General features: G+C 71.7%; 12 protein-coding genes. 4 read left to right on the top strand and 8 right to left on the bottom strand.

What is annotated here, in order from left to right; translation table 11 throughout:
* From VT52_RS39450 to VT52_RS28280, 4 genes are all read left to right on the top strand, one after another.
* Positions 1–2780 (top strand): beta strand repeat-containing protein (locus tag VT52_RS39450; protein WP_143070931.1); only part of this gene is annotated, 2780 nt, incomplete at its 5' end.
* A gap of 525 nt (positions 2781–3305) precedes the next feature.
* A complete protein-coding gene (locus VT52_RS38210) occupies positions 3306–4727 on the top strand; it encodes an NsdA family TPR-like regulatory protein (protein WP_053055474.1) in 1422 nt (473 codons plus the stop codon).
* Between the two features lie 503 nt (positions 4728–5230).
* Complete coding sequence (locus VT52_RS28285; protein ID WP_053055473.1) at positions 5231–6319, top strand: beta-propeller fold lactonase family protein; 1089 nt, start codon at positions 5231–5233, stop codon at positions 6317–6319.
* A gap of 229 nt (positions 6320–6548) precedes the next feature.
* Positions 6549–7220, top strand: a complete 672-nt coding sequence (locus VT52_RS28280) for a FadR/GntR family transcriptional regulator (RefSeq protein ID WP_046419937.1) — start codon at positions 6549–6551, stop codon at positions 7218–7220.
* A 16-nt stretch (positions 7221–7236) separates the two neighbouring features.
* Here VT52_RS28280 and VT52_RS28275 read toward each other — a convergent pair whose 3' ends face one another.
* The 8 genes from VT52_RS28275 to VT52_RS28240 all read right to left on the bottom strand — a co-directional run bounded on the left by VT52_RS28275 (position 7237) and on the right by VT52_RS28240 (position 14169).
* The gene (locus VT52_RS28275; RefSeq protein ID WP_046419935.1) at positions 7237–7743 is read right to left on the bottom strand and encodes a hypothetical protein; all 507 of its coding nucleotides are present in this window, start codon (positions 7741–7743) and stop codon (positions 7237–7239) included.
* A gap of 115 nt (positions 7744–7858) precedes the next feature.
* Positions 7859–8638, bottom strand: a complete 780-nt coding sequence (locus VT52_RS28270; protein ID WP_046419934.1) for an HAD-IIA family hydrolase — start codon at positions 8636–8638, stop codon at positions 7859–7861.
* Positions 8639–8744: 106 nt separating this feature from the next.
* Positions 8745–9566, bottom strand: coding sequence for an alkaline phosphatase family protein (locus tag VT52_RS28265; RefSeq protein ID WP_240509905.1), 822 nt, complete (start codon positions 9564–9566; stop codon positions 8745–8747).
* 73 nt (positions 9567–9639) lie between these two features.
* Positions 9640–10692: a 2-aminoethylphosphonate ABC transporter substrate-binding protein gene (locus tag VT52_RS28260; RefSeq protein WP_046419933.1), complete on the bottom strand. Its 1053-nt coding sequence runs from the start codon at positions 10690–10692 to the stop codon at positions 9640–9642.
* 72 nt (positions 10693–10764) lie between these two features.
* A complete protein-coding gene (locus VT52_RS28255) occupies positions 10765–11562 on the bottom strand; it encodes an ABC transporter permease (RefSeq protein WP_206306621.1) in 798 nt (265 codons plus the stop codon).
* Positions 11549–12355 carry a 2-aminoethylphosphonate ABC transporter permease subunit gene (locus VT52_RS28250; protein WP_420856315.1) on the bottom strand — a complete coding sequence of 269 codons (807 nt, stop codon included), beginning with the start codon at positions 12353–12355 and terminating at the stop codon, positions 11549–11551. The genes VT52_RS28255 and VT52_RS28250 overlap by 14 nt, the downstream gene beginning before the upstream one ends.
* 61 nt (positions 12356–12416) lie before the next feature.
* Positions 12417–13463 (bottom strand): ABC transporter ATP-binding protein, encoded by a 1047-nt coding sequence (locus tag VT52_RS28245; RefSeq protein WP_046419929.1) that lies wholly within the window; start codon positions 13461–13463, stop codon positions 12417–12419.
* A 1-nt stretch (position 13464) separates the two neighbouring features.
* Complete coding sequence (locus VT52_RS28240) at positions 13465–14169, bottom strand: phosphonatase-like hydrolase (RefSeq protein WP_046419942.1); 705 nt, start codon at positions 14167–14169, stop codon at positions 13465–13467.
* Positions 14170–14173 lie beyond the last annotated feature (4 nt).

Raw genomic sequence — 14173 nt, 5'->3', positions numbered from 1 at the left:
GCCAGACCGTGATCGGCACGATCTCCGTCGGGACAGCGCCCTTCGGTGTCGCGATCACCCCCGACGGGAGCACGGCCTACATCGTCAACAACGGTGACGGGACCGTCAGCATCACCTCCACCGCTCCCTTCCCCACCACCACCGCTCTGACCTCCACCCCCGACCCCTCCGTCTTCGGCGAGACCAAAACCCTCACCGCGACGGTCAGCGCCACACCGCCGGGCGCCGGCACGCCCACCGGAACCGTCAGCTTCTACGAGGGCGCCACCCTCCTCGGCACCAGCCCCCTCACCGCGGGCACCGCCACCCTCAGCACGTCCGCTCTCGCTGTCGGAAGCCACTCTCTGACCGCCGTCTACAACGGCGACACCAACTTCAGCGGGTCGACCTCCCCGGTGGACATCCAGACGGTGACACAGGCGGCCACGACGACCGGCCTCACATCGACGCCGGACCCATCTGCCTTCGGCGAGGCGAAAACCCTCACCGCCACCGTCACCGCCGTACCACCAGGCGCCGGCACACCCACCGGAACCGTCAGCTTCTACGACGGCCCCACCCTCCTCGGCACCAGCACCCTCACCGCGGGCACCGCCACCCTCACCACCTCCACCCTCACCGTCGGCACCCACACCCTCACCGCCGTCTACAACGGCGACACCAACTTCACCGGGTCGACCTCCCCGGTGGACACCCAGACGGTGACACAAGCGGCAACCGCCACCACCCTCACCTCCACCCCCGACCCCTCCGCCTCGGGCCAAGCCAAAACCCTCACCGCGACGGTAACTGCCGTCCCGCCGGGGGCCGGCACTCCGACCGGCACGGTCGATTTCTTCGACGGCGCCACGCTGCTGGGCACCGGAACGCTGAGCGGCGGGACCGCCACGCTCACCACGTCCAGCCTCGCTGTCGGGTCGCATTCGCTGACGGCGGTGTACAGCGGGGACACCGAGTTCGGTGGGTCGACGTCGCCGGTGGACACCCAGACGGTGACACAGGCGGCCACGACGACCGGCCTCACATCGACGCCGGACCCATCTGCCTTCGGCGAGGCGAAAACCCTCACCGCCACCGTGAGCGCCGTACCACCAGGCGCCGGCACACCCACCGGAACCGTCAGCTTCTACGACGGCCCCACCCTCCTCGGCACCAGCACCCTCGTCGCCGGCACCGCCACCCTCACCACCTCCACCCTCACCGTCGGCACCCACACCCTCACCGCCGTCTACAACGGCGACACCAACTTCACCGGGTCGACCTCCCCGGTGGACACCCAAACCGTCAATCAGGCCGCCACGACGACCGGCCTCACCTCCACCCCCGACCCCTCCGCCTTCGGCCAGACCAAAACCCTCACCGCCACCGTCACCGCCGTACCACCAGGCGCCGGCACACCCACCGGAACCGTCAGCTTCTACGACGGCCCCACCCTCCTCGGCACCAGCACCCTCGTCGCCGGCACCGCCACCCTCACCACCTCCACCCTCACCGTCGGCACCCACACCCTCACCGCCGTCTACAACGGCGACACCAGCTTCACCGGGTCGACCTCCCCGGTGGACACCCAGACGGTGACACAAGCGGCAACCGCCACCACCCTCACCTCCACCCCCGACCCCTCCGCCTTCGGCCAGACCAAAACCCTCACCGCCACCGTCACCGCCGTACCACCAGGCGCCGGCACACCCACCGGAACCGTCAGCTTCTACGACGGCGCCACGCTCCTCGGCACCAGCACCCTCACCGCCGGGACGGCCACCCTCACCACCTCCACCCTCACCGTCGGCACCCACACCCTCACCGCCGTCTACAACGGCAGCACCAGCTTCAACCCCTCCACCTCACCCGTGGACACCCAGACCGTCACCAATGCCTCGACCGCCACCACCCTCACCTCCACCCCCAACCCGTCGGCCTTCGGTCAGACCGTCACGCTGACCGCGGCCGTCACCGCCGTACCGCCGGGAGCCGGCACACCCACCGGAACCGTCAGCTTCTACGACGGCGCCACGCTCCTCGGCACCAGCACCCTCACCGCCGGGACGGCCACCCTCACCACCTCGACCCTCACCGTCGGCACCCACACCCTCACCGCCGTCTACAACGGCAGCACCAGCTTCAACCCCTCCACCTCACCCGTGGACACCCAGACCGTCACCAATGCCTCGACCGCCACCACCCTCACCTCCACCCCCAACCCGTCGGCCTTCGGTCAGACCGTCACGCTGACCGCGGCCGTCACCGCCGTACCACCAGGCGCCGGCACACCCACCGGAACCGTCAGCTTCTACGACGGCGCCACGCTCCTCGGCACCAGCACCCTCACCGCCGGGACGGCCACCCTCACCACCTCGACCCTCACCGTCGGCACCCACGCCCTCACCGCCGTCTACAACGGCAGCACCAGCTTCAACCCCTCCACCTCGCCGGTGCTCACCCAGACGGTCACGAGCGGGGCTCCGGCCGCGACGAAACTGACGGCGACGACGGGGACGGCCACGATCGGTACCGACGGCCTGGCCCATGTCTCCACCCTCACGGCCACGTTGACGGTGCTCAGCTCGGGCGTGCCCGTGCCGGGGCAGACGATCACCTTCAAGGTCGGCACCACCACGCTGGGTACGGCCGTGACGAACGCCTCCGGTGTGGCGCAGCTCAGCAACGCGACCGTGAGTCCGCTGACCCTCATCCAGGCGGGCAGTCGCTACACGGCGACCTTCGCGGGAACTCCCTCCTTCTCGGCGTCCAGCGCCACCGCCGCACTCGTCCTCACCTGATCGGCCCTTCGACGACGGCTCGTCCTCACCGTGACACCACGGCACGTCCGAGCGGCGCCCTCCGCGGTGCCGCTCGGGCGGCCGTTCCCCCTTCGCGAGCCGCCGTGGCGACCACCGTCACCACGGCGGCTCCGGCATGCCGGCTCCTCGGACGGCGGTGGTACTCGGGCGCGAGGCGACAGGTGTCCGTCGAGTACCACCCGCCGGGCGTGCTTCCTGCGCGGATTCACGGGTTCACGGGTTCACGGGTTCCAGCGTGTCTCCAACCCGTCGGAAAATTACGGCAACTGCGGAAGGGCGCGCGGCCCCGGCACGTACACGGTGTCAGCGAAACGTTCATCCAATCCAGGGAAATCCCGGGAAAAGGGAGACGGACTGACGGGCGGTCAACACGGCGAGCACCTGTCGACCCCTATTGATCGACCTCTGTCCATCGACCTTTCGCATATGCCCAGGACACGAGCAGGGGCGCGAGTATGCTGCGCAGGGCACGTGGAGAATCAGCGAAATATCCAGGAGCGTGTCATGGCCGCTCGACCACTGCTGGGCCGTCAACCGAATCGGCTTTTACAGGCGCTCGTCCAGGAAACCGGTGTCTCCAATGCGGGGCTGGCGCGCCGGATCAATCTGTGTGGCGCCGAATACGGACTCGACCTCCGCTACGACAAGACGTCCGTCAGCCGCTGGCTGCGGGGCCAGCAGGCACGTGGGCCGACGCCCCGGATCCTCGCCGAGGTGCTGAGCCGGAAGCTCAACCGCGAGATCACCCTCGCCGAGATCGGCATGCCGGACCTCACGGCACGGCACTCGCCCACGACGGGATTCGCCTTCGTCCCGCCCCTGGCCGGAGCGATCGACCAGGCCTGCGGCCTGTGGCGGGCGGACGCAGGCCGGCCCGCGTACGCACAGGGGTCCGGCGTGGGCGCGCCCCGTCTCCTGGAATCGTGCCGGGACTGGCTGGCGGCCCATGCCGACACCGACGTCTCCCGGTCGGCCGGGTCCCGCGTCGGCGCGGCCGACGTCGAGGCGGTGCACGTGATCACCCGGGACCTGGCCGCCGCCGACCACCGTTTCGGGAGCGGCCGCATACGGCCGATCGCGGTCCACTGCCTCGACACCGTGGTCGCGAAGCTCCTCAGGGGTTCGTACAGCCGGCACACGGGGCGCCGGCTCTTCGCCTGTGCGGCCCGGTTGACGGAACTGGCGGGTTACATGGCGGTCGACGTCGGCAGACCGGGACTCGCACAGCGCTACTACGTCCAGGCGCTGCGGCTCGCGCAGGCCGCGGACGATCGCGGTTACGGCGCGTACATCATCGCGAGGAGCATGCATCAGCTCGCGGTCTCCGCCGGTCACTCGCGGACTGCCGTACAGGCGGCACGCATCGCGCTCCAGGGCGCGCCCCAGCCGGCCGCACCGACCCTCCGCGCGCTCCTGCACACGTCAGAGGCCCGCGGGCATGCCGTCGCCGGTGACCTCCTGGCCTACCGCGACGCCGCTTCGCGGGCCCGCGAGGCGCTGGCGCGGGCCGGCACGGAGGGCGAACCGGACTGGGCGGAGAACTTCGACCAGGCGCATCTGGCGGGCGAACTGGCTCGTTGCTGCCTGGCGTTGAACCGGCCGACCCTCGCTGTGCGGGAGGCGAGCCGAGCCCTCGCGGGACACCCCGGGTTCCGGGTGCGCAGACGGGCCATCGACCTCCTCCTCCTGGCCACGGCCCAACTTCGGGCAGGGCAGACGGAGGAGGCCCACACCGCCGCCATGTCGGCCGTCCGATTATCCGTCGATTTACGTTCCAGTCTGTGCGACGAATATATGGATAATTTCCAGTCACTGCTGACCGATTCCTCGGGGGCGACTGTGGCCCGGGGGTTCGAAGAAGCCCTCGGGCAGGCCCGGACGGAAAAGCGGAATCAGGAAGTCCGCGACTCGCGCCCCCAGACGTGAGGGGTGGTACATCAACGCTTTCTCCCGCGTGCACCCGACAGGCACGGGAGTGTGCCGGTGAATTCTTGATGCGGTCCGGCGCCGGGTGCTGCAATGGAAACATCCACGCCGGTCGACAGCCCCCGGACGGGCTCGGCAAACGGCCGTCGGCTTTCCCGTCAACGGAAAGACCAGGGCGACGCCGTCGTATGCCGGTGGGCAGTTCCGCCCTGGGGGCGGTGGATCCGTCAGTCGGCGCCACTCGGAGGGCGCCGACTGACGTGCGTTCACCGCCGCGAGGTGCCGTGCCGTCAGGGCCGGACGCCGGGGCCCGGGACCACACGCCCGGACTCCTCCCCGGGGAGCCGGGTTGCCCGTCCAGGCGATCTCCTGTGGCGTGGCGCGGGGACGCCCCGCAAGATCGCATGTGAGAGAACGGTGAAGAAGCGCCGCGCCAACGTGCCCCTCACGCCCGTGGCGGTCCGCCGTTCTCGGTCACCCCACTTACTGTCAGGAGAGTGTCCATGCACGTCACACACGACCCGCGGGCGGTGCGTACCTCCCGGACCCGAGGTCTCCGCGGGGCATTCGCCCGACGCGGCGGGCTCTCGCTCACCACAGCGGCGATCACCCTGTTCGCCGTCGTGCTCCCCGCCGCCGGCTCCCAGGCCGCGACCGGCCATCCGGAAGCGGGGGTGTCGGCGCGGCATTCCGGGGGGAACGACGACTGGCGAGATCACCGCGTCTACGTGACCGACCAGGCCGACGACGCGGTGACCGTGATCAACGCGGCCACGAACCGGGTGATCGGCACCATCCCGGTGGGCGACACGCCCTTCGCCGTCGCGGTGGACGAGGGCCACCAGCGCGCGTACGTGACGAACCACGGCGGGAACACCTTGTCCGTGATCAACACGGCCACCAACACGGTCACCGCCACGATCCCGGTCGGGACGGGGCCCTACGGGGTCTCCGTGGACTCCGCGCGGCGCCGGGCCTACGTGGCCAATGAGACCTCCGGCACGGTCTCGGTGATCAACACGGCCACGAACGCGGTCACGGCGACCATCAACCTCGGTGGCAGCCCGTTCGCCGTCGCCGCCGCCGAGAGGCTCGGCCGGGTCTACGTGACCGACATCGACGCCGACAAGGTGTCCGTCATCAAATCCTCCGACAACGCGGTGACAGCCACCGTCGCCGTGGGCGCCACTCCGGTCGCGGTGGCCGTGGACGAGTCCAGGCACCGTGCGTACGTGACCGATCAGGCCGCCAACGCGGTCTCCGTCTTCGACACGAGGACCAACTCGGTCACGAGGACGATTCCGGTGGGCACCACCCCGTTCGGCGTCGCGCTGGCGCTGTGGCGCGGCAACGCCTACGTGGCCGACCAGGGTGCCGGCGTCGTGTCCGTCATCGACAGGCGGACCGACACGGCCTCCGGGACGGTTCCGGTCGGCCAGGCGCCGACGGGGGTCGCCGCCGACCCGCTGTGCGGCCACGTCTTCGTGACCAACCTCCTGTCCAACACGGTCTCGGTGATCAACCCGGCCACCAGGAGGGTGATCGACACGATCCCGGTGGGCACCGCCCCCAGCGGTGTGGCCGTCGGGTGACCGAAGGCACCGTCCCGCAGCGGTGACTCCGTCTCCGGACGGCGGGCGGGCCGGGGGCCGCGCGGCGGGCCGGACGGGGCCCGCCGGCCCGTCCGGCCCCGCGGCGGCGTCGCCGTGTGTCCTGGCGGACGCTTCGTCAGGCGGTTTGCGTCGGCGCCGAGTTCCGTCGCCGTGCGGGGAGCCTCGCACGGCCGGGCCCTTTCGGACTCCGGGCCGCTACCCTCTGGCCATGGCAGCGCGGGACCTTCAGGAGCGGATCAAGAAGCTGATCGTGGACCAGCGGCTGCCCCCCGGGGCCCCGCTGCCGACCGAGCCGGAGCTGATGGATCTCCTCGGGGCGAGCCGGAACTCGGTGCGCGAGGCGCTGAAGGCGCTCCAGGCGATGGGCATCGTGGAGATCCGGCACGGCTTCGGGACGTACGTCGGTCCGATGTCGTTCGCGCCGATGATCGAGGGCCTGGCCTTCCGCACGGTCGTCGGTCACTACCGGGGCGAGGACTCGCTGCTCCAACTTCTCGAACTGCGCGAGGCTGTGGAGACCGGCCTCGTCTCCCGGCTCGCCGGGCGGCTGCCGCACTCGGACCTGGCCGAACTGGACGCGTTGGTCGACCGCATGGAGCAGCAGGCGGCACAGGGCGCCGGTCTCGCGGACAGCGACCGCGCCTTCCATGCCACGCTCTACCGGGGCCTGGACAACGCCCTGCTGAGCGAGGTCCTGGAGGCGTTCTGGGACGCCTTCCACCGGGTCCGCCTGGATCTGGTGGACGTACCGCAGGACCCCCGGGTGACCTGCCGGCAGCACCGGGAGATCCTGGACGCGCTCCGCTCCGGGGACTCACCGCGGGCGGAGCGCGCCATGAGGGACCATTTCGGCAACGTGCGGACCCGCCTGTCGGGGTGAGCCGCCGCCGCGGGGCTCAGCGGGGGCGGCGGCTCCGGCGGGCGCGCAGGCCCGCGGCGACGGCGGCGACCGAGGCCAGCGCGAGACCGGTCACGGCCTGCGCGGTGTCGGGTCCGGAGCCGCTGGTGGCGACGGTGGCGAAGTGCGCGGTGGCGTCGACCGGGGCGGCGGAGGCTCCTTTGTCCTCGGCCACGACCGTGATCCTGCCGTCCACCACCCGGTCGGCGCAGGTCACCTTGACGTCGTAGCTGCCCGGCCCGACGGTGGAGCCGACGCGGGCGCTGCCCGAGAGGGCGCCCCCGGCGCCGGTGAGGCGGGCGTCGGCGGTGAAGGCGCGGGAGGCGGCGACGGCCTGCCTCCCGGTGCAGCCGCTGACCCTCAGGGTCACCTCGGCCCCCGGAGCGGGGGCGTCGGGCGCCGCGGCGAGGACGCCGCCGTCCGCTGCGTGGGCGGCCTCGGCCGCCGGACCGAGCGCGGCCGCGATCAGCAGTCCGCTGCACACAGTGAGGGGTAGTGAGCCCATCGTGAACCTCCAGACACTTAAGGAGGTTCTCCCGGCAGGGGCGCCCACCGCATCCCGGGGGGCGCCCCGCTGCTCCGTCCGGGTGACACCGGGTTTCGGCGGCCGGGCGCCGGGTTCAGATGAGGTCGACGAGGTCCGCGATGGAGTCCACGGTCTGGGAGGGCCGGAACGGATACCTGTCCACGTCCTGCGGCTGGGTCACCCCGCTGAGCACCAGGAAGGTGCGCATACCGGCCTCCAGGCCCGCCAGTACATCGGTGTCCATCCGGTCGCCGATCATCGCGGAGGTCTCGGAGTGGGCGCCGATCGCGTTCAGGCCCGCGCGCATCATCAGCGGGTTGGGCTTGCCGACGAAGTAGGGCTTGCGGCCGGTCGCGGCGGTGATCAGGGCGGCGACAGAACCGGTGGCGGGCAGCGCGCCCTCGGTGGAGGGGCCGACGTTGTCGGGGTTGGTGGCGATGAACCGGGCTCCGTCGTTGATCAGCCGCACGGCCTTGGTCATGGCCTCGAAGGAGTAGGTGCGGGTCTCGCCCAGGATCACGAAGTCGGGCTCGTGGTCGGTGAGGACGTAGCCGACTTCGTGCAGCGCGGTGGTCAGGCCGGCCTCGCCGATGACGTAGGCGCTGCCGCCGGGCCGCTGGTCGTTCAGGAACTGGGCGGTGGCGAGCGCCGAGGTCCAGATGTTCTCCGCCGGCACGTCCAGGCCCATCCGGCGCAGCCGGGCGTGCAGGTCGCGGGCGGTGTAGATGGAGTTGTTGGTGAGGACCAGGAAGGGCCGCCCCGAGTCGCGCAGCTTCTTCAGGAAGTCCTCGGCACCGGGGATCGGCACGCCCTCGTGGATCAGGACGCCGTCCATGTCGGTGAGCCACGATTCGATCGGCTTGCGGTCTGCCATGTTGTGCGTCTCCTGGCATGCGTGAGATCTACGAGCGGGGGCGCCGGAACCACGGCGTACCGACGCCCCCAGCCTAATCAGCCCCGGCTGATCCGTACCCCGTCGATCAGCGGGTAGCCGCCGGCGCGCGCAGAGGGCGCCCGTCCAGGTCCCAGTCCGGGTCGAGGGCGAGACCGTGATGGGCGAGGGCGGTGGCGGCCACGTCCGGCATCCGTACGTCCGCGCGGACCGAGCCGGACGCGAGTCCCTCGCCGACGGCGATCAGGAAGGTCCGGCGTTCCGCGAGGCTGGGGCCGCCGTGGCCGCCGGCGTCGGTGTGGCCGTGGTCGGTGGTGACCATGACCAGCCAGTCCTCGTCCGCGGGCCGCGCCCCGACCGCGGCCACCATCCGTCCGACCTGGGCGTCGGCGCCCCGGACGGCCTCCAGGTACCGCGGGGACGCCGCGCCGTGCCGGTGGCCCGCGTCGTCGACGCCGTCCAGCTGTACGAACAGGGCGTCCGGGTCCCCGTCCCGCAGCGCGCCGACCGCCCGGTCCGTCGTACCGGCGTCGTACTCCGCGTCCGGCGTGGCCACCCGGGTACCGACCCGTGCGGAGAAGACCTTCTCGGCGAGCGGCGCCCAGGAGGTGATCGCGCAGGTGTCCAGGTCTGGCCTGGCGGACGCGAGGCGGGTGAGGAAGTCCGGGTACCGCGCGAACCGGTTGCCGGTGAAGGAGTTGTCCCGCACCTGGTGCTTGGCGTGCCGGGCTCCGGTGAGGATCGTGGCCCACCCGGGCCCGGACAGCGTGGGCACGTCCGGTTCGACGAGGCTCGGCGCGGTGAGTCCGGCGGCCATCAGCGCGGCCAGGTGCGGCGCGCCGGCGTCCTCGATGCGGCCGAGGAGGGCGCCGTCCAGGCCGATGACGAGCACTTTGGGCGTACGGGGCACGGAAACCTCCGGTGGAGAGGGCGGCATGGCACCGCCCCCGGCTCGGTACCGGGGGCGGTGCCCCGCCAATCAATCAGCTCCCGGTCGCCGACTTCCAGTCCTCGACGTACGACGTCAGGTTCTTGTCGACGTCGTACCAGTCCGGCTCGAAGAGCCGCACGCCGTCCATCAGCTTGCCGAGGGCGACGGCGTTGGCGTCCGTGGCCTTGACGTCCTCGCGGGCCGAGAAGCCGCCGCCGATGGAACTGACCTCGGTCTGCGCCCGCTGGGAGAGCATGAAGTCGAGCAGCTTCCTGCCGTTGGCGCCGTGCGGGGCCTTCGTGACCAGGCCCGCGGCGTACGGCAGCGCGAAGGAGGAGGGCTTGCCGTCCTTGCCCGCCGGGAACCAGATGCCGAGGTTGGGCATGGTCTTGGACTGGGCGTAGTTCATCTGGACATCGCCGTTGGCGACGAGCAGTTCACCCTTGTCCACCTTGGGCGCGAGTTTGCCGGTGGAGGCGGACGGGCCGACGTTGTTGGCCTGGAGCCTCTTGAGGTAGGCGAGGGCCTGGTCCTTGCCGCCGAGGTCGTGCATGGTCTGGATCAGCACGGCCGTGCCGTCACCGGCGACGCCCGGGGTGGAGTACTGGAGCTTGTTCCGGTACGCGGGGTCGAGCAGGTCGTCCCAGGTCTTCGGTGCCGTCTTCAGCTCCTTCTTGTCGTAGACGAAGCCGAAGTAGTTGTCCACGACGGAGGTCCACGTCCCGTCGGGCGCCTTGCCGGCCCCGCTGACCGCCGTGGAGCCCTCGGGCTCGTACTTCTGGAGCAGGCCCTTGGCGTCGGCCTCCTGGATGAACGGCGGCAGCGTGACGAGCACATCGGCCTGCGGGTTGCTCTTCTCGCGGACGGCGCGCTGCACCACCTCGCCCGAGCCGCCCTCGACGTACTTGACCTTGATGCCGGTCCGCTTGGTGAAGTCCGCGAAGACCTTGTCGTACCAGCCGTCCCCGTTCTCGCCCTTGAGGCCGTCCGCGCTGTAGACGGTGACCTCCTTGGCGTCGGCGGCGGCGGGGGAACCGCAGGCGGACAGCGCGGGGGCGGCGAGCAGGGCGACGGCTACGGCGAGCGGGAGTCGGGTTCTGGACATGGCGAGACGAACTCCTGGCGTTCTCGGGGTGAGCGGGGGGGGGATCGGGGGGGATCGGGCGGTACGGGGTGATCAGCGGTACGACGCCCGGGTGCGGACCCGGGAGACGGCGAACAGGACGAGCAGGGTCGCGGCCATCAGCACCACGGCGACGGCGGAGCCGGTGAACAGCGCGCCGCGGTCGGTGGCCGCGTAGATCAGGACGGGCAACGGGGTCCAGTCCGGCGGATAGAGCATCATCGTGGCGCTCAACTCGCCCATGGACAGGGCGAAGCAGAGGCCGGCGGCCGCGGTCAGGGAGGGCAGCAGCAGGGGCAGCCGTACCCGCCACAGCACATGGGAGGGCCGGGCGCCGAGGGAGGCGGCGGCCTGTTCGTAGGCCGGGTCGAGGCGGGTGATCGCCGCCGACACGGACTGGTGGGCGAAGGCGGTGACCAGCACGGTGTGCGCGAGGATCACGATCCACCGGGTGCCGTTGAGCAGCAGCGGCGGCTTGGAGAAGGCCACCAGGACCGACAGGCCCACCACCACGGAGGGCACCGCGACCGGCAGCACGAACAGGGCGTCCAGCACCCGCTTGCCGCGCTTCTCCAGGGCCGCCCCGGCGAGCGCCGCCCAGGTCCCCGCGGCCAGCGCGAGGAGGCTGGCGCCGGTGGCGGTGAGCAGGCTGGTGACGAGCGCCTGGAGGGCCTCGCCGCGGGTCGCGGAACGGTAGTTGGCGAGCGTGAGGCCCGAGGGCAGGACGCTGGACCAGTGGGTGGCGAAGGAGGCGCCGAGCACCACGAGCAGCGGCAGCGCGAACAGCGGCAGGAAGAGGACGAGGAACACCGCCCACAGGGCCCACCGGGCCCCTCGGCTATGCACCAGCACGACGGCTCACCACCCGGTAGAGGCCGTAAAGACCGACGGAGATGAGGACGTTGACGACGGCGACCACGCAGGCGCCCGGGTAGTCGGACTCCAGGATCGCCTTGCCGTAGACGAGCATCGGCAGGGTGGTGACCCCCTTCGCGCCGGTGAAGAGCACGATGCCGAACTCGTTGAGGCAGAGCACCAGGACGAGGCTGCCGCCGGCCGCGAGCGCGGGCAGCGCCTCCGGCAGGATCACCGTGCGTACGATCCGCGGCGCCCGCGCCCCCAGCGAACCGGCCGCCTCCAGCTGGGCGGTGTCCAGCTGCGAGAACGCGGCGAGCAGCGGGCGCATCACGAACGGCGTGAAGTAGGTGATCTCCGCGAGCAGCACGCCCCAGGGCGTGTTCAGGAACTGGAACGGCCCCTGCGCGGCGCCCGTGAGACCGGTCCAGGCCCCGTTGGCCATGCCGACGCCGCCGTAGACGAACAGCAGGGCCAGCGTGATCAGGAAGGACGGGAAGGACAGGAACACGTCCACGAACCGTGCCACCGCCTTCGCCCCGGGGAACGGCACGAACGCGATCACCAGTGCCAGCAGGAACCCCAGCGCCAGGCATCCGGCGGTCGAGGCGAGCGCCAGCCACACGGTGGTCCACAGCGCCTGCCGGAACGCCTGCGACGCGAACACCTCGGTGTACGGCTGGATGGAGGGCCCTCCGCCGTCCGGCCGGAACGACTGCTGGACGACGAGGGCGAGGGGGTAGAGGAAGAAGAGGGTAAGGAGGGCGACGGGAGGCAGGGCCCACACCATCGCTCCCGACGACCTTGTTCGGCCCGCCGGTTCACGTATGACCGGCGCCGTCCGGACGGCCTCAGCCATGGCTCACTCCCGCGGGCAGCAGCACCGCGTCGTCGGGCGCGAGGTGCAGCGTGACCTCCTCGCCCCGGCGCGGCGGGTTCCGCAACTCGCTTACATCGGCCATGACATCGTGCTCGCCGACCTTGACGTAGAGCCGGTGGGTGGCCCCCCGCCACTGGATCTCCCGCACGACACCGGTGAGTTGGTTGGGGCCGGCGCCGAGCCCGACCAGGTGCGGCCGGACGCACAGGGTGGCCCGCGCCCCCGCGACCGCCTCCGCCGTGTCGACCTTCACCAGGGCCCCGGCGAACTCCACGCCGCCCGAACCCACCGTCACCGGAAGCAGGTTCGCCCCGCCGACGAAGGACGCCGTGAACTCGTTCGCCGGCGCCCGGTACAGCTCCTGGGGCGTGCCGCATGCCTGGAGGCGCGCCCGGTCCATCACCGCGATCCGGTCCGCCAGCGTCAGCGCCTCGATCTGGTCGTGGGTGACGTACAGCATCGAGACCTCGGGCAGCTCCCGGTGCAGCCGGGCCAGTTCCGTGAGCATCCCGGACCGCAGTTGCGCGTCGAGCGCGGACAGCGGCTCGTCCAGGAGGAGCACGTCGGGCCGGATGGCCAGTGCCCGCGCGATCGCGACGCGCTGCTGCTGACCGCCGGACAGCTCGCGCGGATGGCGGCGGGCCCAGCCGGCCATTCCGGTCATCTCCAGCGCCTCGCCGACCCGTCGCCGTACCTCGCTCCTGGCCGTGCCGCGCGCCTTGAGCCCGAAGGCCACGTTCTCGTCGACCCGCATGTGCGGGAAGAGCGCGTACTGCTGGACGACCATGCCGATGCCCCGCCGGTACGGCGGCAGGTCCGTCACGTCCCGGCCGCCGAGGAACACCCGCCCGGACGCGGGCCGGACGAACCCGGCGACCGCCCGCAGCGCGGTGGTCTTGCCGGAGCCGGACGGCCCGAGGAGCGCCATGACCTCGCCGGGCTCGACGGTCAGGTCGAGGGAGTCGAGGACGAGATCGCCGTCGTAGGCGACCGTGACGGAGTCGAAGCGGATGCTCATCTCACCGGGCTCCCGTGAGCAGCGCGGGCAGGTCGGCCACGGAGTCCAGGACCCGGGTGGCGCCCGCCGCGTGGAACTCCTGGTCGCCATGGGCCCCGGTGCGCACCCCGGCGACCAGTCCGGCCCCGGCGCGCACACCGCTGAGCACGTCGTAGGAGGTGTCCCCGACCACGGCGACCTGCCGTACGTCCTCGGCGGCCTTGGTGCGCACGAACGCCTCCAGGACCATGTCCGGGAAGGGCCGCCCGCGCCCGCCGGCGTCCGCCGGGCACAGGGTGAGCGGAACCAGGTCCCGCCAGCCGAGGGCGGCGAGGACGGCGTCCTGGGTGACCCGGGCGAAGCCGGTGGTCAGCACGACGGTACGGCCGCTCGCGAGCAGTTCCCCGATGGCCTCGCGGGCGCCGGGGACGGGGGCGACCAGGCCGCCGTCGACCAGTTCGCCGTAGGCCTCCTCGAAGGCGGCGTTCGCGCGCCGGGCCCGCTCCTCGTCCCCGGACAGGTGCCGGAAGACGGAGATCTTGGACTTGCCCATGGTGGCGCGGACGTAGGCGAGGTGCTCGGCGTGCTCGGCCGTGCCCTCCCGGACGCCGAGTTCGACGGCGGCCGCGGCGAAGGCGCGCTCCACGAGCCCGCCGTCGGCGACGGTCGTACCGGCCATGTCGAGGACGACGAGGCGGATGTCGGTGGTGTTCTCCGCGTGGCTCATCAGG

Origin of the sequence: Streptomyces malaysiense (assembly GCF_000980885.2) — a bacterium.
Lineage (GTDB): Bacteria > Actinomycetota > Actinomycetes > Streptomycetales > Streptomycetaceae > Streptomyces > Streptomyces malaysiense.
The sequence above is the reverse complement of the archived record's forward strand: the minus strand, read 5'-3'. Positions and strand labels throughout refer to the sequence as shown.

What these genes read in the sequence shown, in the direction of transcription:
- VT52_RS28270 (WP_046419934.1), bottom strand. Translation starts at nt 8,638, where the DNA reads ATGGCAGACCGCAAGCCGATCGAATCGTGGCTCACCGACATGGACGGC.
- VT52_RS28280 (WP_046419937.1), top strand. Translation starts at nt 6,549, where the DNA reads ATGGCAGCGCGGGACCTTCAGGAGCGGATCAAGAAGCTGATCGTGGAC.
- VT52_RS28285 (WP_053055473.1), top strand. Translation starts at nt 5,231, where the DNA reads ATGCACGTCACACACGACCCGCGGGCGGTGCGTACCTCCCGGACCCGA.
- VT52_RS28275 (WP_046419935.1), bottom strand. Translation starts at nt 7,743, where the DNA reads ATGGGCTCACTACCCCTCACTGTGTGCAGCGGACTGCTGATCGCGGCC.
- VT52_RS28260 (WP_046419933.1), bottom strand. Translation starts at nt 10,692, where the DNA reads ATGTCCAGAACCCGACTCCCGCTCGCCGTAGCCGTCGCCCTGCTCGCC.
- VT52_RS28245 (WP_046419929.1), bottom strand. Translation starts at nt 13,463, where the DNA reads ATGAGCATCCGCTTCGACTCCGTCACGGTCGCCTACGACGGCGATCTC.
- VT52_RS28250 (WP_420856315.1), bottom strand. Translation starts at nt 12,355, where the DNA reads ATGGTGTGGGCCCTGCCTCCCGTCGCCCTCCTTACCCTCTTCTTCCTC.
- VT52_RS28240 (WP_046419942.1), bottom strand. Translation starts at nt 14,169, where the DNA reads ATGAGCCACGCGGAGAACACCACCGACATCCGCCTCGTCGTCCTCGAC.
- VT52_RS38210 (WP_053055474.1), top strand. Translation starts at nt 3,306, where the DNA reads ATGGCCGCTCGACCACTGCTGGGCCGTCAACCGAATCGGCTTTTACAG.